Below are 20,472 nucleotides of genomic sequence, written 5' to 3' on the forward strand. Positions count from 1 at the left end.
CACCGCCTATCCTTGTCTTGAGTCCGAAGCCGGCTCTCACGGCCCTGTCAGCTGGTCCACCTGGCCCTGCGCCAAGTCTACATCCCGCCCATACTCGGCAAGATAGCGGTCGCGCTCCTCGCTGGTCCATTCATCGGCCGAGAAACCATTGAGGCTATAGGCCTTGCTGACATGCACCGTGCCCATTAGCCGTGGCAGCAAAGCGCGGTCGGGGTGGGTGTTTTCTTTCAGTAGATAGCCATCCACATCGCGCAAGGTAAGCGGAAAACTGGGCTTGAGGTCGCGCAGCAGCTTGCCGAATACCGTCAGTTTGATCTGCTGCAGGCCGGCCGGCAGCACATCGTTGAAGCTCAGCAGCGCCAGGGGCTTGCCGCTGGCGTCGTCCAGACGACCGCTGACCAGGTAGCGACCGGGCGTGCTGACCTGCACCGGCATATAGAGGTAGAGCGATCCCCGCTCCACTACCTCGCGCACCGGTCCAGCCCAGACGGCAGGTTGTTCGGGCGAGTAATACACATCAAAACCATGCAGGCCCTCCCGCCCGGCCAGCTTCAGTTTGACCTCGACGCGTATGGCACCATCGTACTGAGCAAATGGCCCCTGGGCGGGGGCCAGCAAGGCGCTCTGTACGCCGTCACCAGCGCGGGCATCTCCCTGCAGGCCTGCGTCACCAAACACCACGGCCTGCTGAGGCAGCTGCCCACCCCGGCCCGGCGAGGGCATGCCCAGGGCGCGGGCCTGGGTCACGGTAAAGGCCACCGGCTGGCCACTGCGATCACTGGCGGCGATGGTGAACACCACGCTTTCGCCCGCCGCCATGAAGACGCGGCTTTGCGAAGTCTTGACGTTGATGGTGGGGTCGGTCTGACCGTCCTCGGTGCGTAGCGCGCTGTCTTCCGCTACCGGTCGGTTGGGATAGGTCTGGTCGGCATGCTCGCTGATGGGGCGCGACTCGAAAGGGTAGCGGGTGCCTTCACGATAGCTGGCCAGGGTGTGCTTGGCCCGCTCCAGCCGCTCGGTCCAGACCGCCAGTTGCTTGGCCCGCTCATCAGGCGACATGGCCGGCGACTGGGTCTGGCCCAGTGCGGGCCAACCGGTAGGCGTGGGTGCCACCGCAGCAGTGCTGTCTTTTGCGGTGGCTGCCTGCACGGCCGTCGGGCCATCGCCATCGAGCCACCAGGTAAGGCCAGCCAGCACGGCCAGCCCGCCGGCGATGCAGGCTAGCCATGCGCGCCAGCCTGCTGCGGCCGGCGCGGGTGCTGCAGGTGTCGCCTTACTGGGCATTGGTCACCGTATCGGCACGCACCACCGAGATGATGCCGCCCCAATTGCCATTGGCGTAGTGGTTATAGCTCTCGTTGTTGTCGCGGAACTTGACCGAGTGATAGGACCATTTGGTGCTCCCCCCCTCGTTGGCAGCGGTGCCCATGTTCAGGTCGTTGCAGAACCAATCGCTGGGGTTGCACAGGCCTTGGCCGCCACTGCCCGATACCCCACCGGTAGAGTGGTAGGCCACGGCTTCGTCATCCTGGCCCGGCAGGATGCCCGAGTACAGCGTGCCGCTGGCGCCAGCAAACATGTAGAACCACACATTGCGGGTGCTGTTGTGGTTGTAGAGCGCCCGGGCAGTGGTGGTCTTGAGGTCCTTCACCAGTGGCTCGGACGTAGTCCACGAGCCCACGTCGCTGAGCTCGGAGCCGCCGCCGGCGCCCGAGGCGACATTGACCCACTTGATGTTCCAACCCACCTGGGTGCTGCCGTCGCTATTGCCGCACTGGCCGGCAGCATTGGGCGAGGCATTCTTCTTGTAGCGGGTGGAGCCACCGTAGTTGGCCAGGGTGTAGCCCATCATCAGGTCGCCTGCGCTATGGGCGGCGATATAGCACCAGTTGGTGCCGGTGCAGAAGCAGTCCAATGCGTCGCGTATCAGATAGTTCTGGCTGGAGACATTGCTGCGGCCATCCCAGTTGACCGCCTTCTTGTTGACGCCAGCGGCTGTCGTCGCGGGGCCCCAATAGGTAAAGCTGTTGTAGTTGCCGATCTGGCCACCGCCGGTACGGCCGTTGACCCATAGCGTGTAGTTGGCGGCATAGGCTGGCAGCGCGGTGGCGGCTACCACAAAGAGTGCGACAAGACTGCGGTACAGCTTGATCATGCTAACCCCTTTCGTTTCATGCTCCATTCGGATCACCAGGCACCAGGACGGGGCCGGGCGTTGATTCCGGTACGGCAATTGCCCATCTAGCGTGAGGCTGCCATGCGCTGCCGACCGGACAGCTACAACGGCGAAACGGCACCGGCAAACGACGCGCCGCAGGTGCGATACAGCAGGATGAAGTCGGTGTTTCTGCAGGCCTGCCAGCGATGCGACTTTGCAGCCAGGGCAGCCTGTTGGCGCTAACCCGCCCCTTGCTGGGGCGTGTGCGTGCATCCTAGAGCAAATGATCTAATTCGCAAGCCTAGCAACCGCTTGGGAGGCAGGCTGTTGCGGAAATGCCGGTGCATGACCAAAAAATCGGGTTTGGTATCAGTGGCTTGCAAATGGGCGAGTGGTGGCCATAGAGCCTGTTGCCTGGCGATGGCAGGCAGATGGCAAGGCGCTAGACGGGGATTTGGGCGTGGGGAAACCTGGCCGTGCCGCAGCAGGCGGCTCGCCACGCCCTAAAAATACGCGTGGCGATCAGTAGGTAGAAATCAGGCAGGAGGTACGAAAGATAGGGGCAGATCTGCGGCGGACGCTACCCACCCGCTCAGCGGCACATAGGCAGCGTCACCGCGGTGATTGGCCTATGCACTCCAGCGATGCAGGCGCCAAGCCTGCTGCTGGCGCTTGTCGAGGAAGGTCCAGGCGACAATGCGGCTGATTTTCTGGCCCTGGGCCATCTCTATGGTCTTGCTCTCCACCACGCCCGCCTCGGCCAGTGCGCGGTAGATGGCCGGCAGGCTGGTGGCCTTGGAAACCAGCGAGGTGTACCAGAAGCAGCTGGCAGGCCACTGCGCACTCTCCGCCACCATGCGGCTGATAAAGGCCTCTTCGCCACCATCGCACCACAGCTCGCCGGCCTGGCCGCCAAAGTTGAGCACGGGCTGCTTGCCGGCGGCCTCGGCGCGGCCCAGGTTCTTCCATTTGCGCTGGGTGCCGGCCACTGCCTCGGCGTGGGAGCCATGGAAGGGCGGGTTGCACAGGCACAGGTCATACCATTCTCCCGGCTGTATCACCCCATGCAGGATGGCAGGCGGAGCCGCCTGCAAGCGCAGGGTGATGGCATCTTGCAGCCCCGGATTGCCATTGACGATGGCCTGGGCACTGGCCAGCGCCGCCGGGTCGATTTCGCTGCCGGTAAAATGCCAGCCGTAGCTGCTGTGGCCTATCAGGGGGTAGATGCAGTTAGCGCCCACACCGATATCCAGCACCTGTATGCCGGCACCGCGCGGCACCTTGCCGCCGTTGTGGCCAGCCATCAGGTCGGCCAGGTAGTGCAGGTAATCGGCCCGCCCAGGTATGGGGGGACACAGGTACTGGGCTGGGATATCCCAGTAGCCCACCTTGTAGTGGTGCTTGAGCAAGGCGCGATTGAGCGCCTTTACCGCTGCTGGGTCGGCAAAATCGATGGATTCGTTGCCGTAGGCATTGATGGCGACAAAGGCCGCCAGCTCGGGGCTGGCGGCGATCAGCTGGGCAAAATCATAGCGGCTGCGATGGGCGTTGCGCGGATGCAGATCGGTCTTTTCGGCCACCGGGGTACGAATGGCGGCCTGCTTGGGGTGGTGAGGTTTATTCGACATGATCAACCTAGTTTGCGACGGAACAGCGCCAAGGCCAACTGGTATCCCAGTTGGGCCAGTTCGGGATCATAGCGTTCGCCCTCATCGCGCATAAAGGCATGCTGGCCGTTGAACTCGTGCCAGGTAAAGCGCAGGCCGGCCTGCGCCAGGCTGGCGTAGACTTGGGCACGGCCCTCGGCGGGGATATGCGGGTCCTGCTTGCCCCAGATCATCAGCAGCTCACCCGTGATATCGGCCAGCCGCGCCATGCTGTGCTGGCCTGCGGAGCTGGGGATGACCTGGGTATGCAGATCGGTGGCATAAAAGCAGGCGGTAGCGCTGACCTGCGGCTGCAGGGCGGCACGGAACGCCAGGTGGCCGCCCAGACAAAAACCCATGGCGCCAAACTGGCCGCTACACCATGGCTGGGCCTGCGCCCAAGTTATCAGCGCGATGTTGTCGGCATCGTAGCTGGCCACAGGCTTGGCCGCCTTGTCGGCATTGCCCTTGTCGCGGCCGGCCTCATCGTAGGCCAGCACGGTGCCCGCCGGGTTCAATTCGTGGAATACCTCGGGCACCAGCACCACATAGCCATGGCCAGCCATCAGCCTGGCGGAGCGCTCAATGGGGCCGGTCTGCTGGAAGATCTCGGAGTAGAACAGGATGACTGGATAGCGGCCATCGCCCTGCGGCCTGTGCACATAGGTGCGCATGGGGCCGCTGGGTGTGGCGAGATCAACGGTGTGGGACTGGATAAGCATGGACCGGCCTGGGTGATCGTTATGGCCCTGATTTTACCCTGCTGTCCCAGCAAGCTCGCGGGTATCTGCAAGTGCAAGTTCATCCCGTACCGGCAGCGCCTGGGCGATGCCCCAGGCCAGCTCGACCACCAGAAAACCTGCCACAAGCCAGCTGGCGCCCTGCAGCAGCGCATACGCCTGCCACAAGGCAAACAGGCCCCGGGCCACCGCGTCGTAACGGCCAAACTGCTGCTGTGGATCACGCAGGCGCAAGACCGACCAGACGCAGACGATGGAACCCAACAGATTGGCCATCAGCATGGGTACGGCCGAGAAAGCCGGAAACTCACCCGGCAAGGCCAGCGCCGTGGCCAAGGCGGTCAGGGCGGCGTGCAGCAGGGCAAAGCTCCAGGGTGTGGCGAAGGCGGCGGTGACGACCAGATCGTAGGCAGCACTGGCCCGTACCAGACGGCGATATTGCGCGGGGGTCCACATGGGGCGGTTCCTTGAGGGTAGTGAGGTAGAGCACGCAGGCTAAGGCCTGGAGTAAACTCCAAGGTCAAGGAGATATCCATGCGTATCGGTGAACTAGCCAGCGCCAGCGGCATCAGCCGTGACAGCCTGCGTTTCTATGAAAGAGCCGGCCTGCTGAAGGCGCGGCGGCAGCAGAATGGCTATCGCGATTACCCGGCTGAGGCGGTGCAACTACTGCTGTATATCAAGACGGCGCAGAAGCTGGGCTTCAGCCTGGCCGAGATCGGCACCAACCTGGCCCGCTTGCGCAAGGCACCCGACCAGGACGCGGCTGTCGGCGCACTACTGGCAGATAAGCTGCAGGTGGTCGAACAGCGCCTGGACGAACTGACTGCCCTGCGCAACGAGCTACGGAACAGGCTAGGGCAGACCTGCCCCCTGCGGCTCCAACCAGGTGTTGGCGTTGAGACCCGCACCGACCCTGAAAGGGCAGCCAGAAGGCTCGACTTCTAGCGCGAGTGTCTAACGCTCACCGCCACCACCACGCGCGCCAACCACAAACCCACCCATGACCGCTGCGCCACCAGCCAGGCCAGACGGGTCACCGACGACCCGGCAGTGTCACTCGTGCGGCCTTCAGACGGCATTTGAAGAAGGCCCGCCTGATCGCAGCCCATATCAAGGCATTGCCATCCTGGCTGGAATGGAACAGCTGGTGCAGCTGCGATGCGCCAACGGATAAATGCCGGCTTGATCCAGGCGCGCCTGGCCTACTTGGCCTTGTGGGCCGCCGCACGCGGGTCGTAACCCATGGGGTGGGGCTGGTTGCGGGCCTTGGCCAGTTCGATCTGTTTCTGCCTTTCCCGGGCGCTGGCGCGGGTCTTCTCGCTCAGGCTATCCCAGCAATTGGGGCAGCTGATGCCGGGGCTGTAGTGCGGCGAGGCACGATCGGCCACCGATACCGGCTGGCGACAGGCGTGGCACAGATCGTAATCCCCCTCACTAAGGTCATGCCTTACCGTCACCCGGTTATCAAACACAAAGCAGTCGCCCTGCCATTTGCTTTGGTCCTGCGGCACCCGCTCCAGGTATTTGAGGATGCCGCCCCTGAGGTGGTAGACCGCTTCGTAACCCTCGCCCAGCATGAAACTGGAGGCCTTCTCGCAGCGTATGCCGCCTGTGCAGAACATGGCGACCTTCTTGTGCTTGCTGGGGTCGAAGTGCTTGCGCACATACTCGGGAAACTCGCGGAAGCTCTCGGTATGCGGGTCGATGGCGCCTTCGAAGGTACCGATGGCCACTTCATAGTCGTTGCGGGTGTCGATCAGCAGCACTTCCGGGTCGTTGATCAGCGCGTTCCAGTCCTCGGGCTCCACATAGGTACCCACCTGGGTATTGGGATTCACGCCCTTGACCCCCATGGTGACGATCTCTTTCTTGAGCTTCACCTTGGTGCGATAAAACGGCTGCGCGTCGCAATAACTTTCCTTGTGGTCGATATCCACAAAGCGCGGATCGCGCTTGAGCCAGTCCAGCAGGCCATCTATGCCGGCGCGGGTAGCGGACACCGTACCGTTAATGCCCTCCTCGGCCAGCAACAGAGTGCCTTTGACGCCGTTGTCTTCCATGCATTGCTGCAGCGGTGCGCGCAGATCCTGGTAATCGTTGAGGGTGACGAACTTGTATAGCGCCGCCACCACGATCGCTTGCGTCATGGTCTTCTCTTTGCCAGTGGTCGCTCCCGTAAAGAGCGGACCGGTTAAAAATAGGGGCACCAAGCTGCAGCCTTGATTGTCCACAGGTTGGCGCGGCCCGCATTTTACATTGAAGAATCAATCTATTACAGCCATTGCTGCGAATAGCGCAACAAACCGTGCCGCCTTAGTGCGCAATGCCAGGGGAAACCCTAATATTTCGCGCTTTCTCTATAGCTTTTCCCAATCATGCGCAAACGTCTGTCCCGCTGGCTGCTCGGCTCTCTGATCCTGATCACCCTGCTGTGCCTGGGGCTGATCTGGCTCACCCATTTCGAGACCACCCGCCATGGCGTGCACACCGGTCTGCGGGTAGACCTGCCAGGCGGTGACCTGCGCCTGCGCACCTATGCCGGTACCGGCGATGCACCGCGGATACCAGGCTTTGTCGATGGCCCGCTGGTGCGTACCGGGGCCGATGGTCAGTGGCAGGCAAAATGGTTCTGCGAGGACAAGACCACCAGCCAGCAAGGCCGTGGCACGCAGCTGCAATTCCACTGCGGTGGCCGTGAGTACCGCTATGCCTTGGCCCAGCCAGCCACCGTGCCGGAGGTGCAGGCCGAGATGCCTGAGCGGCTGGTGGTGCTGAGCGATATCGAAGGCAATCTGGCCTTTCTGGATGCTGCCCTGCGCAAGCTGGAGATCATCGACGCCCAGGGCAACTGGCGCTTCGGCCGCAACCAGCTGCTGTTCAACGGCGATCTGGTGGACCGTGGCCGGGATGCCCAGGCCGTCCTGTGGCGGGTGCATAACCTGACCCTGCAGGCCCAGGCTGCCGGGGGCCAAGTACATACGCTGCTGGGCAACCACGAACAGTACGATCTGCGCGGCAACCTCTCCCGTGCCCATCCCGAGCACATCTATGCCAGCCGCCAGTTGGGTGGCTTTAACGCCACCTATGGTGCTGAAACGGTGCTGGGGCGGTGGCTGCGGCAGCAACCGGTTGTCGTCAAACTAGGCAAGGTACTGTTTGCCCACGGCGGCATCAGCCCGGCCGTGGCGCAGAGCGGTTTGTCGGTATCGGCGCTGAACCAGACCATGCGCGATTACTGGCAGGCCAAGCCCACCAGCACCGCCAGACTGGATGCCGTACTAGGTCGCCAGGGGGTGACCCAGTACCGTGGCTACCTGCCCGACGAAACGGGCAAGTCGCTGGCACCCGCCGAACTGGCGCAGGTACTGCAGGCTTACGGGGCGGAGCGCATGGTGGTTGCCCACACCTTGGTGGACAAAGTGGAGGCGCTGTACGACGGCCGCGTGTATGCGGTCGACGTCAATACCAACCAGGCCCAGCCACAGGTGCTGGTGTTCGAGCATGGCCAGCCCACCGTCGTCGACCTGGGTGTGCCGCGAGGACTGCCCGAGGACAGCCCCGCCCTGATCCGGCCATTCCGCCTGGCCTCGACCGAGGACTGGCGCGCTATCGATGCAATGGTGGACAGCCTGCGTACCCTGTCCAGGCTGCCGCACCCCTACTAGCGGTGCACGGCAGCGCCGCAGCCTTGGAGCAGCTAACAAACCCAGCGTAGCGGTTCTGGCTGGGCGCGCGCAGCAGGCAGTACGCGGGTACGGCAAGCTCGCACAACAACGCCAGAAGGGTTTTGATAGCGGCTCTTACTCGAACACATAGCTGCCCGGCGCTTCGATCAGCTTGGGGTATTGCTTGTTGCTCAGGGGTGGCGGCTTGATCTGCGCACCGCAACGGGGGCGCAGCCAATCCACCCAGCTGGGCCACCAGGAGCCAGGGGTCTTCTGCTGGCGGGCCAGCCAGGCCTCGGGCTGCTCTCTGGTACCCACGCTACCCTGCCAGTAGCTGCGCTTGGAATTGGCCAGCGGTGGATTGACCATGCCCAGGATATGGCCGGAGGTGGAAAGGGTGAAGGTGGCCGGCTCGGGCAGGTGTTTGAGCAGGCTATAGGTGGTCTTCCACGGCGCGATATGGTCTTCCTCGGCCGCTACCATGAAGAGTGGCTGCCGTATGCGGCTCAGGTCCAGCGCCTGACCGGCCATACACAGGCTGTCCGGCTCGATCAGCCGGTTATGCAGGTAGAACTCGCGCAGATAGTAGCGATGCATGGCGGCCGGCATGCGGGTCATGTCGGTATTCCAGTAAAGCACGTCCATGGCCCGTGGCGTCTCGCCCAGCAAGTAGTTGCTGACCACATAGTTCCAGATCAGGCTGTTGGGCCGCAGCATACGGAAGCTCGACGACATCTCCTTGCCGTCGAGGAAACCCTGTTTCTGCATGATGCCGTCAATGACATCGAGACCGTCCTCGTCGATGAAGACTTCGATATCGCCCGGATTAGCAAAATCGGTCAGGGTCGTCAGCAAGGTCCAGTGCGCGACCGGTACCTTCTCGGGGTCTTTCCGGTTGGCCCAGGCCATATAGAGTGCCAGCAGCGTGCCGCCTATGCAGTAGCCCAGGGCATGCACCTGCTCGCTCTTGCCCACGCTCCGTGCCACTTCGATGATGCGGGCGGCGCCTTCGACGATATAGTCGTCGAAGCTCACCTCGGCCATGTCCTCGTCGGGGTTCTTCCAGCTGGTGATGAAGACATTGAAGCCCTGCCCCACCAGGTACTCCACCAGCGACTTGCCCGGCGCCAGATCAAGTATGTAGTACTTGTTGATCCAGGGCGTGATCAGCACCAGTGGCATGGCATGGACGGTCGGGGTGGTCGGCGCGTAATGGATCACCTCCAGCAGCTTGCCACGATAGACCACCACACCCGGTGTCAGCGCCAGGTTGCCGCCCACCGTGTAGGGCGTGCGGTCGGTCATGCTGACATCGCCACCGCCCGCATCTCGGGCCAGGTTCTGCAGGCCCTTGAGCAGGCTCTCGCCCCGGCTCTCCCAGGCTTTTTGCTGGGCAATGGGATTGAGTGCCAGAAAATTGGTCGGGGCCAGGGCATTCAGGCTCTGCCGCAGCCAGAAGGCGCTCTTGCGCCGTTCGGCATCGCTCAGGCCCGGGCTCTGGTACAGCATGTCCTGAATCCAGCGGGTCTGCATCAGATAGGCTTCCTTGACGTAGTCCCAACCGGGGTGATCGCGCCAGACCGGATCGGCAAAACGCTGATCCTCAGGGTTGGGCGGAAACAGATCGGTGTCCGGCTCGCCCAGCCAACGGCCCACGCCCTGCTGCTGCAGGGTGGCAACATCATGGACATAGCGGGTCATGGCCGATGCCAGTTCCACCGGATGGCTCAGCCAGGAGAACGCGGCCTTGCTGTGTATGGCCACCAGGCCCCAAGGATCGAACGCCTGGCGCAGCTGGTGCTTGAGGTTGGCATAGCGGACTTCCTGCTCTTCCAGGAAGCGGGCACGGCGGGCGGCGGGTGAATCAGACATGGCGGGATACTCCGGTAGCCTGGGTGTACTGGGCAACGGCCCTGCTTGCGCGGGCAGCACGGCAGACTTCACTCTAGTAGTCATGACGCACTGCAACAAGTTCAACATGGCGTCGCGTGGATACCACGGCAGCCCAGCCGCGACTGATTATCAGGCACGGAATGGCCTAGACTGCGCGCTTTCCTGCCCTGCTGGACGCCGCTATGCGCCTGACCCTGCTGCTCGCCACCTTGCCCCTGTTTGCCCAGGCCGCCCCCCTGCTATACGAACCCGCCATCTCGCCCGATGGCCAGACCCTGGCCTTTGTCTCGGGCGGCGACATCTGGACAGCCCCTAGCCAGGGCGGCGAAGCCCGCCTGCTGGTGGCCCACCCAGCCACCGAATCTCGCCCGCTGTGGTCGCCCGACGGCAGCAAGCTGGTCTTCAGCTCCAGCCGCAGCGGCAACGGCGACCTCTACCTGCTCGATATCGCCAGCAACCAGCTGCGCCGCCTCAGCCATGACGACCGGGCCGAACAGGCCAGTGCCTGGTCGGCCGACAGCCGCTGGGTGTACTTCCACCATGCCTCCCACGATATCCAGCGCATGAACGATGTGTACCGGGTGGCCGCCAGCGGCGGCACGCCCATGCCGGTGCTGGCCCAGCGCTATCTGGACGAAAGCCAGGCCAGCCCCTCGCCCGATGGCCAGTGGCTGGCGCTGAATGCCCGCAGTTTTGGCCAGTGGTGGCGGCGCAATGGCGCCCATATCGACCAGGACGAGCTGTGGCTGGCCCCGCTGGGCGGCCAGGGTAGCTGGCGCAAACTCTCCACCGATGGCGCCCGTGCCAGTTGGCCCATGTGGGCAGCAGATGGCCGCAGTATCTGGTTTGTGGGCAACCCCGGCGGGCAGGACAACCTCTACCAGCAGGCACTGGATGGCCAGCCCAGGCCCGTGACGCAGTTCACCACCGGCCGGGTGCTGTGGCCCAGCCTCTCGGCCAATGGCCAGACGCTGGCATTTGAGCGCGACCATGGCTTGTGGACGCTGGACACCCGTAGCGGCGCCAGCCGGCAGATTCACGTGAAACTATCGGGCAGCGGCCCTACCCCGGCTACCGAGAAATTTGCCGTGGGCGACAAGCTGGAAGAGCTGCATCTCTCGCCCGACGGCAAGCAGCTGGCCTTTGTAGCCCGTGGTGACATCTGGCTGGCAGCCGTGGCAGGCGGCAGCGCCACCCGGCTGACCCGCAGCGCCGCGGCCGAATCGCAGCTGGCCTGGTCGCCCGATGGCAAGCAGCTGGCCTATACCTCCTTGCGCAACGGCCCGGCCGAGATATGGCGCTACAACCTGGCCAGCAAGACCGAGCAGCGTGTCAGCCAATCGGCCGAGAGCGATGCCTTTCCCCGCTGGTCGCCCGATGGCAGCCAGATTGCCTATATCCGCAACGGCAAGGCACTGCATAGCGCCAACCTGGCCGATGGCAAGACCCGGATGCTGACTGCCGTGCAAACCGGCCGGCCGCCCATCTGGGCCGACTCCCCGCTGGCCTGGTCGCCCGATGGTCAACACCTGGCCGTGGTGGAGCTGGGCCACAAGCTGCTGGCCCAAGTGACGCTGGTAGCGCTGAAGGACGGCAGCAAGCAGGCCCTGACCCAGCTGGCCAGCCCCGGCACCGGCAAGAAACTGTGGTTCCGCCCCGAGGACCAGGGCTATGGCCAGCCCAGCCTGCAATGGCGCGCCGATGGCCAATTGCTGTGGTGGCGTGCCTTCCAGCACAGCGAGGCAGGTGGCCGCATCGTCGAGATCCCGCTGGCGCCACCCGCACCGCTGGGCGCCGACGGCGAACCGGCCAAGGCAACCAGCCAGCCCGATGCCGCCTGGGCCCGCAGCCATGCCAGCCTGCTGCCCAGCCTTATCGACAGCCAGTACTTTGCCGCCAGCCGCGATGGCAAGACCCTGGCCCTGGTGGGCATCGTAGCCGGCCAGCCCAATATCTGGCGCTACAAGGCCGGCGAGCTGCCGCGCCAGCTGAGCTTCAGCACGGCCACCAAGCATGGCCTGCAACTGAGTACCGACGAGAAGGAGGCCTACTACCTGGAAGGCGGCAAGGCCATGGTGGTGGCGCTGGACGGCGGCACCCCGCGTGCCATCCCGCTGCAGGCCGAGACCGAAGTGGCATTCGAGGCCGAGAAACAGGCCGTCTTCGACGAGGCCTGGCGCACCCTGGGCGACTTCTTCTTCGACCCGGCCATGCGCGGCCAGGATTGGGCAGCCCTGAAAACCCGCTACCAGCCCTGGGTGGACGCGGCACTGACCCGCGACGAACTGCGCCGGGTGGTGTGGCTGATGCTGGGCGAGCTGGACACCTCCCACACCGGCCTGGCCGCCCCGCGCGGCGAGACCCAGACCACACTGGGCCGGCTGGGCCTGGATCTGGATCGCAGCACCTATGAGCGCGATGGCCAACTGCGGGTGGCCCAGGTGGTTGCCAACAGCCCGGCAGCATTGGCCGGCGTGGCCGTGGGCGACACCCTGATCGCCCTCGATGGCCAGGCAGTGGAACGCCATGACAACCTTGATCGCCTGCTGGACGGCAAGATAGGCAAGCTGGTGGCGCTGAGCTTGCGCGGCCAGGATGGCAAGCAACGTACTGCCTATACCAAGCCGGTGGCCGCCGCAGACGAAAGTACCCTGCGCTACAAGCAATGGGCCGCTGCCAAGCGGGCCGAGGTGCAGCGGCTCAGCGGCGGCAAGCTCGACTACATACACATGGTGGACATGCGCGAGGCTTCGCTGGACCAGTTCCACCTGGATCTCGACCGCCTCAGCCATGCCGCCCAGGGCGTGGTGCTCGACGTGCGCAACAACTATGGCGGCATGGTCGATAGCTGGGAGCTCGATACCCTGGCGCGCCAAAGCCACTACAGCTTTACCGCCCGCCAGCTACCCACCGCACCGGGCCGCCTGGCCGTGGGCCAGCAGACGCTGGAAAAGCCCACCATCCTGCTAACCAACAAGATCACCCTGTCGGACGGCGAAGTCTTCACCGAAGGCTATCGTGCCATGCAGCTGGGCAAGGTAGTGGGCGAGCCAGGTGCAGGCTGGGTGATCTTCACCTCGTTCAAGGTACTGGTGGATGGCTCGGTCTTGCGCCTACCCTTCAGCCGGGTGGTATCCACCCGCAACGGCGACGACCTGGAGAGCGGCCCCAGGCCGGTAGACATCGCCGTCGCCGACAGGCTGGGCGAACAGACCGATGCACAACTGGAAACCGCCGTGCAGGTACTGATGGGGGGCAAGGCACCCTGAGGGCAAATCGTCGGTACCGCATTGTCGATGCAACAGTGCGGTACTGATTTACTCCTGGCCCGGCAGCACCCCGCCGCTGTCCTCACCGGCCGCCAGCTCGCTGCGCCGGCCATCCATGGTGCCGCGCCACAGCTTGCCGTCCTGCCATAGCAGCAGCTCGCCACGTTCGCCGTCCTTGATGCCAGCGTCCACCCCTATCACCCTGCCGCCATACAGCGATACCAGCTCGCGCTGGGTGGTGTGTCCCACCACGATGCGGCGGGCGCCCAGGCGATCCAGCAGGGCCTCCACATCGGCCAGGGTAGCCCGCTCGGGCAGGAAATAGCCGCGATACCAGAGTGGACCCTTGCTGCCCATCAGGTAGCTGGCTTCAGGATCCTGCGCCAGTTCGGCCTTGCTGGCACCCAGCCGCTCGCGAAAGCGCTGGTTGATATGCTTGAGGTCTATCGCAGCCTGGGCCAGCTCCGGATGCAGGCCGCCGTGCAGGAATACAGTGTCGCCCAGCTTGAGCACAGTGGCACGGTTACGCAGCCACTGGCCCAGCTCGGTATCGCGGCCATACAGCTGGTCGTAGCTACGGCCCAGCAGTTGGGCCACCGCCTGGTAGCGCGGGTGGATATAGCGCAGATCGCCGCGCAGCACCATGGCCTCGTGGTTGCCCAGGACAAAATGGACGGCGCCACCGGCTGCACGGGCCTGCTGTTCCAGCTGGTAAACCTGCCACAAGGCCTCGTTCACCGTGGGGCCACGGTCAAAGATATCGCCGGCAATCACCAGCACACCCTTGCCCCAGGCCCAGTTGCCCTTGCCGTCGATTACCCCCTGGGCCTTGAGCAGGCTCTGGAAGATGCCCGCCTGGCCATGGATATCAGACAGCGCGGCCCAGCGCTGCGGTTGCGGCTGGATATCGGGTGCCACCGGATTGCTGCGGTTGAGCGCCAGGCCCTTGAGTTCGCCACACGGTATGGCCAGCTTGCGGTCAGACTGGACCGGCAGACGCTGTACCCGGCCCTGGCACACCCAGGCCGCCTCGCTGGTCTGCCCTTGGTGGATTACATAGGGGCCGTCATTGAGGCTGTCGTCAGCCCAGGTGACAAGGCAGGCAAGGCTGAGCAGCAGGGGAGCAAGGCGCATGGTGGCAAGGACCGGTTTGGAGAGCCGACATTCTGGGGAGATGGGGCGGTCCAGGCAAGCGGCGCAGGTATTTATGCCTATGGGCTAGACCAGCCAATAGATCTTGGCCATCGATCATGCTGATTTTCTGACCTACTCCCTATGCAGAAAGCTTCCATCGCCCAGCAGGACTTGGCGCGAATTACCCAACCGGTGCGGCATGGCCACGCGGGATCAGGTCTTCGCCAACGCCATAAGCAAGGCCGCGGCAAGCACCATACAAGCGGGCGTATCGGACTCAAAGGAGTAGCATGAAGCGCCAACTCCCCCTGGCTATCCCTGCCTCCCACATTCCTTCTGCGCACCTGTCACCGACAGCGAATGGGTAATCAAAAACCGCTCCCCGGCTCCGCCAGATAGGCGATCTCTGCCTCGCTCGACGGCCGTCCCAGCACACTATTGCGGTGGGGGAAGCGGCCAAAGCGCTGGATGACCTCGCGGTGGCGGTAGGCGTAGTCCAGATAGGGCGACAACTCGGGCTGATCAGCCGCCAGTGCCCTGAACAGGACAACGGCTTGGTCCTGCATAGCCAGGGATTCGGCGTGCTCGAAGGGCAGGTAGATGAATATCCGCTGCAAGGGGCTGAGCTGTTGATCCAGGCCATGGGCCACGGCCTGTTGCGCTGCCGCAAGGGCCAGCGGGTCTGCCAAGAAGGCGCGGGGCTGCTGGCGGAAGGCATTGCGGCAGAACTGGTCCAGCAGCAACAGATAGGCCAGCAGGCCCTGCGGGCTGGCACGCCAGCGTTGCAAGCCACCGGCCTGGGCGGCCGTGATCAGGTTGCCGAAGCGCTGGATGATGGCGTCGTCGAAAGCGGCGTCGCGCTGGAACCAGGCCGGTCGCGGGGCAGCGGCATCACCAAACCAGAATGCCAAGACAGCGGCAATCTCGGCGGTTGTATCGGGCGGCGCGGCATCCATGGCGCCGGACAGACGCAGCATCTGGACGGGGTGGCCGGCCATCTCGTCCGGCTGCAGGCTGTCGATCTCGGCCGCCAGGCCCATGGCGCGGTAGAAGTCCACCGCACCACCATTGCCGGCCGCCACCCACACACTGATGCGGGTATGGCCGGCGGCTTGCAAACCCGCCACACCAGCCTGCCATAGCTGGCGCCCCAGGCCCTGGCCTAGCCAGGCCGGGTCCAGATAGATGGCCCAGATTTCGCCCTGGCAGGCGTCGGCGCCAGCGTCGCGGCAATGGCCGTAGGACAGCCAACCCACCACCCGCCCGGCCTGCTCCAGCACCAGGGTGGTGGAATCGCCTTGCGGCAGCAGGGTCTGCCAGCGTGCCTCGCGCTGGTCTATGGAGAGTGCGGCCAAGGCCTCGGCCGGCAACAGGCCTACGTAGGTAGCCTGCCAGGACTGCACTTGTATCTCGGCGATACGGCGGCAGTCAGCCAAGGTGGCTGGCCGTATCAACGCGGCATCCGCCAACATCTACAGCACCACCATATTGTCGCGGTGTATCAGCTCGGGTTCATCGACAAAGCCCAGCACCGCCTCGATCTGGCTGGTGGGCAGGCGGACGATGCGGCGGGCATCGGCGGCATCGTAATTACACAGGCCTCGGGCCATCTCGCTGCCGTCGGGGCCGACGCAGCGCACCATCTCGCCACGCAGGAAATCGCCTTCTATGCTGGCCACGCCTATGGGCAGCAGGCTGGTGCCTTGTTGCGCCACGGCGCGCACGGCGCCAGCATCGAGCTGCAGGGTGCCGCGTACCTGCAGGTGATCGGCCAGCCATTGCTTGCGGGCGGCCAGGCGGGTGGTGCGGGCCGTCAGCTGCGTGCCTATGGCCTCACCCTTGGCCAGGCGACCCAGCACCTGGTCTTCGCGGCCGCTGGCAATCACCGTGCTGGCACCGCTGCGGGCGGCGCGCTTGGCAGCAATGATCTTGGTGTACATGCCGCCCGTGCCCACGCTGCTGCCGGCACCACCGGCCATGGCTTCCAGCTCGGGCTGGCCGGCCTCGTACTCGTCGATAAAGCGGGCATCGGGGTGTTTGCGCGGGTCGGCGCTGTACAGGCCACGCTGGTCGGTCAGGATGATCAGCGCATCGGCGTCGATCAAATTGGTGACCAGTGCCCCCAGGGTATCGTTGTCGCCCACCTTGATCTCGTCGGTGGAGACGGTGTCGTTCTCGTTGATGATGGGTATGACCCCCAGGCCCAGCAAGGTCAGCAAGGTGGAGCGGGCGTTCAGGTAGCGGGTGCGGTCGGCCAGGTCTTCGTGGGTCAGCAGAATCTGCGCGGTCTTGAGCCCATGCGCCTTGAAACAGCGCTCGTAGGCCTCGACCAACCCCATCTGCCCCACTGCCGCTGCGGCCTGCAGCTCGTGCAGGGCGCTAGGTCGACGGGGCCAGCCCAACCGGGCCACGCCCTCGGCAATGGCACCGGAACTGACCAGCACCACCTGCTTGCCCATGCGGGTAAGAGCGGCCATTTCGGCGGCCCAGCGGCCCAGGGCGGCATGGTCCAGGCCACGGCCATCGTTGGTGACAAGACTGGAGCCCACTTTGACGACAAGGCGGTTGGCGGTGGCAATGCAACTCTGCATGGCAAAGACTCGGCTTAGGGTTGGTGGAACAAAACTCCGATTATGCCGTCATGTCGGCACACTACAAGCGACTAAGAGCCTAGTTATGAACTCAGGACATCAATAGGTGATGACGGATTGCGCAGGCGCCAGGGTAACCCTGGCGCCAGAGCTCAGGGCAGACTGATACATGGGGCTCTTCCCTGATTTATCCCACACCCCCCGCCCGCGCCGCCGCGCGGGAGCCTCGCTGACGCTCGTTATCCATTGCGAACCCGCTTCAGCGCCCCTTATGAACTCAGGACATCAACAGGTGATGGCGAATCGTGCAGGCACCAGGGAGACCCTGGCGCTAAAGGTCGGGGCAGCCTGATGCTTTGGGCGCTTCCCTTATTGAACTGCCTGCCCTCGCCACTAGACTTGGTGTCAGGCCGCGGATAATTAGCGCAAGCTGCCGAACAGTACTACCACGATCATGCCCAGCCTTCCATCAACCTCGCCTACCCTAGCCATGAAACCACTGTCCGGCGCCCTCTCTATCGGTCTTATCAAGGCCATGGTCTTCATCCTTTGCCTGCTACCGCTGGGCAGGGCGGCTTATATCGTGCTCAGTGGCGAGGCGGTCAACCCCATCGAGTTCATTACTCGCTCCACCGGCACCTGGACATTGGTGTTCCTGTTGCTGACCCTGGCCATCACCCCCCTGCGGCGGCTGAGCGGTTACACCGTGCTGATCAAGCTGCGACGCATGCTGGGCCTGTATGCCTTCTTCTATGCCAGCCTGCACTTCACCACCTATCTGTGGCTGGACCAGTTCTTTGATGTGGCCGCCATCATCCGTGATATCGCCAAGCGGCCCTTCATCTCTTTGGGTTTTGCCGCCTTCGTGCTGTTGATCCCGCTGGCACTCACCTCCACCGATGCCATGATGCGGCGGTTGAAGCGCAACTGGGGGCGCCTGCACAAGCTGGTCTACGGCATCGCCCTGCTGGGCGTGCTGCACTACTGGTGGCTGGTCAAGAAAGACCTGACCCAGCCGCTGATCTACGCAGCCATCCTGGGCCTGCTATTGGGGCTGCGCCTGTGGTGGCGTTGGCGGGGAGCCTAGCCAGCCTTGTAGGTCGTGTCGTGTGGCTACATGCGGCACCGGTACTCGGGAATCTTGGGTGGTGCCGGAGCTGATGATAGACGCCTGTTCTCGACATTTTCGCCGTGAATTTTCCACCCGCCACCAAGGCGGGGTGGCAATCCCACACGGCTTGGCCTTGAATGATGGGATGCAAGAAGCACCATACCCCTACGTCTGGCTGGGGGAGGATGGCATCCTGCGGCTGGATTACGGGCGTAATCCCCGCATAGACCTGGAAGCCATACAGTCAGCCTTGCGCCAGCACGTCGCGATCTCCACCGTGCCGCGCCCGGTACTGGTCAAAGGCCAGGGTATGGTCACGTCTACTGCCGAGGCAGAGGACTATGCCGCCACCCCCGAGGTCATGGCCGTCACCACCGCTGTCGCGCTAATGCAGCCCACCACCATTGCCCGCATTGCCGCCAAGCTCTACCTGACCTATCGCCAGCCGCCCTACCCTTGCCGCGCCTTCGACCGGGAGGCCGATGCCATAGACTGGTTGCTGCAGTACGTGCCCAGGGAGTGAGAGCCTGTGATGGACGCAAGTCATAGCAGCTTGGGGCAGGCGACACAGGCGCCAGGGAAACCCTGGCGCTAGACGTCAGCGTCGCCTGATACGGTAGGCTCTCCCCTGATTTATCCCACACCCCCCGCCCGCGCCGCCGCGCGGGAGCCTCGCTCTCGCTCGACACCTGTGATGGACGCAAGTCATAGCAGGCGGGACAGGCGCAACAGGCGCCAGGAAAACCCTCGCGCTAGACGTCAGCGTCGCCTGATACGGTAGGCTCTCCCCTGATTTATCCCACACCCCCCGCCCGCGCCGCCGCGCGGGAGCCTCGCTCTCGCTCGACACCTTTTATGCACGCAAGTCATAGCAGGTGGGACAGGCGCAACAGGCGCCAGGGAAACCCTGGCGCTAGACGTCAGCGCAGCCGGGTACGACAAGCTCAGCAGCCGTTGAGCGTGCTACTTCCCCGCCAGGTCGCGCACTTCCGCCGTGGTATTCAGCTTGATGGACTTACCATCCTGTTCCACGTGGAGCACCAGCGGCAGTTGCTCGCCCACCTTGAGCGGCGCCTTCAGCTGCATCAGCATCAAGTGGTAGCTACCAGGCTTGAGCGCCATGGTCTGGCCGGCGGGCAGGGGCAGTTTGTCCAGCTGGCGCATCTTCATTACGCCGCCTTCCATCTTCATTTCGTGCACCTCCACCATGGCGGCAGCTGGGCTGCTGGCGCCGGTCAGCACGGCTGCCTTGCCGGCGGTGATCTCCAGGAATGCCCCCGAAACCGGCTGGCCCGGCACAGTGGCGCGCGCCCAGGCGTGCTTGACGGTGATATCGGCGGCCAGGGTGGCGCTTGCAGCCAGGAGCAGGCTGGTGATCAGGGCGATTTTCATGGGGGTCTCGGGCTGGGTTAAGGGGATAGCTTAGCCGCCTGGGCGGGCTGCCGGGCTGCGGCACAATGTCGCAGCCCGCTGCCATCAGACATAGGGTGTCGGGTCGGCCACACCGGCCGCCTCGAAGCCGGCGCGGCGCAGACGGCAGGCATCGCAGGCACCGCAGGCACGGCCTTGCAGGTCGGCCTTGTAGCAGGAGACGGTCAGCGCATAGTGTACGCCCAGGGCCACACCGGTCTTGATGATCTCCGCCTTGGTCAGCTTGATCAGGGGGGTGCGTATGCTGAGCGTGGCACCCTCCACCCCGACCTTGGTGGCCAGATTGGCCATCATCTCGAAGGCCGAGATGAATTCGGGGCGGCAATCGGGGTAGCCGGAGTAGTCCACCGCGTTGACGCCGATAAAGATGTCATTGGCGCCCAGCACTTCGGTCCAGCCCAGGGCGAAGGACAGCATGATGGTATTGCGGGCCGGTACATAGGTCACCGGTATCTCGCCCTCCTTCACCCCATCCACCGGCACATCGATGGCGGCGTCGGTCAGGGCCGAGCCGCCGAAGGCGGCCAGGTCTATGGTCGCGATGCGGTGTTCCTTGGCGCCCAACCCCAGGGCCACGCGCCGGGCGGCTGCCAGCTCGGCATTGTGGCGTTGGCCGTAGTCAAAGCTCAGGCAATAGCACTCATAGCCCTGGTTCTGTGCCAAGGCCAGTACGGTGGCGGAGTCCAATCCGCCCGAAAGCAGGATGACAGCTTTTTTCTGCATGGTGTGTCCCGTTGTATCGGTTATGGGGGCTTCCAAAGGCCGCAGTGTCTACGCAAGGCAGGGTGCGAGCGCCCCACTCGATGCAACATAGGCTTGCTATGCAAGCAG

Annotated in this window: 17 protein-coding genes; 5 read left to right on the forward strand and 12 right to left on the reverse strand. The window is 64.2% G+C overall.

Translation table 11 applies throughout. The annotated features are described in order from the left end of the window. Positions 1–36: 36 nt before the first annotated feature. The 5 genes from QWZ03_RS16920 to QWZ03_RS16940 all read right to left on the reverse strand — a co-directional run bounded on the left by QWZ03_RS16920 (position 37) and on the right by QWZ03_RS16940 (position 5,000). The gene (locus QWZ03_RS16920; protein WP_290333791.1) at positions 37–1,284 is read right to left on the reverse strand and encodes a hypothetical protein; all 1,248 of its coding nucleotides are present in this window, start codon (positions 1,282–1,284) and stop codon (positions 37–39) included. Next, on the reverse strand, positions 1,274–2,155 hold the full coding sequence (locus QWZ03_RS16925) for a hypothetical protein (RefSeq protein WP_290333792.1): 882 nt from the start codon (positions 2,153–2,155) through the stop codon (positions 1,274–1,276). Before QWZ03_RS16925 ends, QWZ03_RS16920 begins: the two co-directional genes overlap by 11 nt. A 632-nt stretch (positions 2,156–2,787) precedes the next feature. After that, the gene (rlmF, locus tag QWZ03_RS16930) at positions 2,788–3,786 is read right to left on the reverse strand and encodes a 23S rRNA (adenine(1618)-N(6))-methyltransferase RlmF (RefSeq protein WP_290333793.1); all 999 of its coding nucleotides are present in this window, start codon (positions 3,784–3,786) and stop codon (positions 2,788–2,790) included. A 2-nt stretch (positions 3,787–3,788) separates the two neighbouring features. Beyond that, positions 3,789–4,526 (reverse strand): dienelactone hydrolase family protein, encoded by a 738-nt coding sequence (locus QWZ03_RS16935; RefSeq protein ID WP_290333795.1) that lies wholly within the window; start codon positions 4,524–4,526, stop codon positions 3,789–3,791. Positions 4,527–4,559: 33 nt separating this feature from the next. Continuing rightward, positions 4,560–5,000 carry a hypothetical protein gene (locus tag QWZ03_RS16940; protein WP_290333796.1) on the reverse strand — a complete coding sequence of 147 codons (441 nt, stop codon included), beginning with the start codon at positions 4,998–5,000 and terminating at the stop codon, positions 4,560–4,562. A gap of 78 nt (positions 5,001–5,078) precedes the next feature. Here QWZ03_RS16940 and QWZ03_RS16945 point away from each other — a divergent pair, with 78 nt between their 5' ends. Next, entirely contained in the window at positions 5,079–5,492 is a 414-nt protein-coding gene (locus tag QWZ03_RS16945) for a MerR family transcriptional regulator (RefSeq protein WP_290333797.1), read from the forward strand. A 257-nt stretch (positions 5,493–5,749) separates the two neighbouring features. On the opposite strand, the gene trhO is transcribed toward QWZ03_RS16945, so the two are convergent. Then, positions 5,750–6,694 (reverse strand): oxygen-dependent tRNA uridine(34) hydroxylase TrhO, encoded by a 945-nt coding sequence (gene trhO / locus QWZ03_RS16950; RefSeq protein ID WP_290333798.1) that lies wholly within the window; start codon positions 6,692–6,694, stop codon positions 5,750–5,752. Between the two features lie 228 nt (positions 6,695–6,922). Between trhO and QWZ03_RS16955 the strand changes: the two genes are divergently transcribed. Continuing rightward, positions 6,923–8,212, forward strand: coding sequence for a metallophosphoesterase (locus QWZ03_RS16955; protein WP_290333799.1), 1,290 nt, complete (start codon positions 6,923–6,925; stop codon positions 8,210–8,212). Positions 8,213–8,347: 135 nt separating this feature from the next. On the opposite strand, the gene QWZ03_RS16960 is transcribed toward QWZ03_RS16955, so the two are convergent. After that, positions 8,348–10,084, reverse strand: coding sequence for a PHA/PHB synthase family protein (locus tag QWZ03_RS16960; protein ID WP_290333800.1), 1,737 nt, complete (start codon positions 10,082–10,084; stop codon positions 8,348–8,350). A gap of 203 nt (positions 10,085–10,287) precedes the next feature. Between QWZ03_RS16960 and QWZ03_RS16965 the strand changes: the two genes are divergently transcribed. Further along, positions 10,288–13,374 (forward strand): S41 family peptidase, encoded by a 3,087-nt coding sequence (locus tag QWZ03_RS16965; RefSeq protein ID WP_290333801.1) that lies wholly within the window; start codon positions 10,288–10,290, stop codon positions 13,372–13,374. A 48-nt stretch (positions 13,375–13,422) separates the two neighbouring features. Here QWZ03_RS16965 and QWZ03_RS16970 read toward each other — a convergent pair whose 3' ends face one another. The 3 genes from QWZ03_RS16970 to proB all read right to left on the reverse strand — a co-directional run bounded on the left by QWZ03_RS16970 (position 13,423) and on the right by proB (position 17,099). Beyond that, the gene (locus QWZ03_RS16970) at positions 13,423–14,508 is read right to left on the reverse strand and encodes a metallophosphoesterase (RefSeq protein ID WP_290333802.1); all 1,086 of its coding nucleotides are present in this window, start codon (positions 14,506–14,508) and stop codon (positions 13,423–13,425) included. 368 nt (positions 14,509–14,876) lie between these two features. After that, entirely contained in the window at positions 14,877–15,980 is a 1,104-nt protein-coding gene (locus QWZ03_RS16975) for a DUF924 family protein (RefSeq protein ID WP_290333803.1), read from the reverse strand. After that, complete coding sequence (proB, locus tag QWZ03_RS16980; RefSeq protein WP_290333804.1) at positions 15,981–17,099, reverse strand: glutamate 5-kinase; 1,119 nt, start codon at positions 17,097–17,099, stop codon at positions 15,981–15,983. 490 nt (positions 17,100–17,589) lie between these two features. Between proB and msrQ the strand changes: the two genes are divergently transcribed. Then, the gene (msrQ, locus tag QWZ03_RS16985; RefSeq protein ID WP_290333805.1) at positions 17,590–18,186 is read left to right on the forward strand and encodes a protein-methionine-sulfoxide reductase heme-binding subunit MsrQ; all 597 of its coding nucleotides are present in this window, start codon (positions 17,590–17,592) and stop codon (positions 18,184–18,186) included. 169 nt (positions 18,187–18,355) lie between these two features. Beyond that, complete coding sequence (locus QWZ03_RS16990; RefSeq protein ID WP_290333806.1) at positions 18,356–18,733, forward strand: DUF7793 family protein; 378 nt, start codon at positions 18,356–18,358, stop codon at positions 18,731–18,733. Between the two features lie 440 nt (positions 18,734–19,173). On the opposite strand, the gene QWZ03_RS16995 is transcribed toward QWZ03_RS16990, so the two are convergent. Together QWZ03_RS16995 and queC are read right to left on the reverse strand one after the other, a co-directional pair. Then, entirely contained in the window at positions 19,174–19,602 is a 429-nt protein-coding gene (locus QWZ03_RS16995; protein ID WP_290333807.1) for a copper chaperone PCu(A)C, read from the reverse strand. A gap of 84 nt (positions 19,603–19,686) precedes the next feature. After that, on the reverse strand, positions 19,687–20,364 hold the full coding sequence (queC, locus tag QWZ03_RS17000; RefSeq protein WP_290333808.1) for a 7-cyano-7-deazaguanine synthase QueC: 678 nt from the start codon (positions 20,362–20,364) through the stop codon (positions 19,687–19,689). Positions 20,365–20,472 lie beyond the last annotated feature (108 nt).

Source organism: Chitinimonas viridis, from assembly GCF_030409555.1.
Lineage (GTDB): Bacteria > Pseudomonadota > Gammaproteobacteria > Burkholderiales > Chitinimonadaceae > Chitinimonas > Chitinimonas viridis.

Excerpts from the sequence above, each read along its gene's own strand:
- QWZ03_RS16945 (WP_290333797.1), top strand. The coding sequence starts at position 5,079 with ATGCGTATCGGTGAACTAGCCAGCGCCAGCGGCATCAGCCGTGACAGC.
- QWZ03_RS16990 (WP_290333806.1), top strand. The coding sequence starts at position 18,356 with ATGCAAGAAGCACCATACCCCTACGTCTGGCTGGGGGAGGATGGCATC.
- QWZ03_RS16925 (WP_290333792.1), bottom strand. The coding sequence starts at position 2,155 with ATGATCAAGCTGTACCGCAGTCTTGTCGCACTCTTTGTGGTAGCCGCC.
- QWZ03_RS16955 (WP_290333799.1), top strand. The coding sequence starts at position 6,923 with ATGCGCAAACGTCTGTCCCGCTGGCTGCTCGGCTCTCTGATCCTGATC.
- proB (WP_290333804.1), bottom strand. The coding sequence starts at position 17,099 with ATGCAGAGTTGCATTGCCACCGCCAACCGCCTTGTCGTCAAAGTGGGC.
- QWZ03_RS16935 (WP_290333795.1), bottom strand. The coding sequence starts at position 4,526 with ATGCTTATCCAGTCCCACACCGTTGATCTCGCCACACCCAGCGGCCCC.
- QWZ03_RS16995 (WP_290333807.1), bottom strand. The coding sequence starts at position 19,602 with ATGAAAATCGCCCTGATCACCAGCCTGCTCCTGGCTGCAAGCGCCACC.
- QWZ03_RS16940 (WP_290333796.1), bottom strand. The coding sequence starts at position 5,000 with ATGTGGACCCCCGCGCAATATCGCCGTCTGGTACGGGCCAGTGCTGCC.
- msrQ (WP_290333805.1), top strand. The coding sequence starts at position 17,590 with ATGAAACCACTGTCCGGCGCCCTCTCTATCGGTCTTATCAAGGCCATG.
- QWZ03_RS16920 (WP_290333791.1), bottom strand. The coding sequence starts at position 1,284 with ATGCCCAGTAAGGCGACACCTGCAGCACCCGCGCCGGCCGCAGCAGGC.
- QWZ03_RS16975 (WP_290333803.1), bottom strand. The coding sequence starts at position 15,980 with ATGTTGGCGGATGCCGCGTTGATACGGCCAGCCACCTTGGCTGACTGC.
- QWZ03_RS16960 (WP_290333800.1), bottom strand. The coding sequence starts at position 10,084 with ATGTCTGATTCACCCGCCGCCCGCCGTGCCCGCTTCCTGGAAGAGCAG.
- queC (WP_290333808.1), bottom strand. The coding sequence starts at position 20,364 with ATGCAGAAAAAAGCTGTCATCCTGCTTTCGGGCGGATTGGACTCCGCC.
- QWZ03_RS16970 (WP_290333802.1), bottom strand. The coding sequence starts at position 14,508 with ATGCGCCTTGCTCCCCTGCTGCTCAGCCTTGCCTGCCTTGTCACCTGG.
- trhO (WP_290333798.1), bottom strand. The coding sequence starts at position 6,694 with ATGACGCAAGCGATCGTGGTGGCGGCGCTATACAAGTTCGTCACCCTC.
- rlmF (WP_290333793.1), bottom strand. The coding sequence starts at position 3,786 with ATGTCGAATAAACCTCACCACCCCAAGCAGGCCGCCATTCGTACCCCG.
- QWZ03_RS16965 (WP_290333801.1), top strand. The coding sequence starts at position 10,288 with ATGCGCCTGACCCTGCTGCTCGCCACCTTGCCCCTGTTTGCCCAGGCC.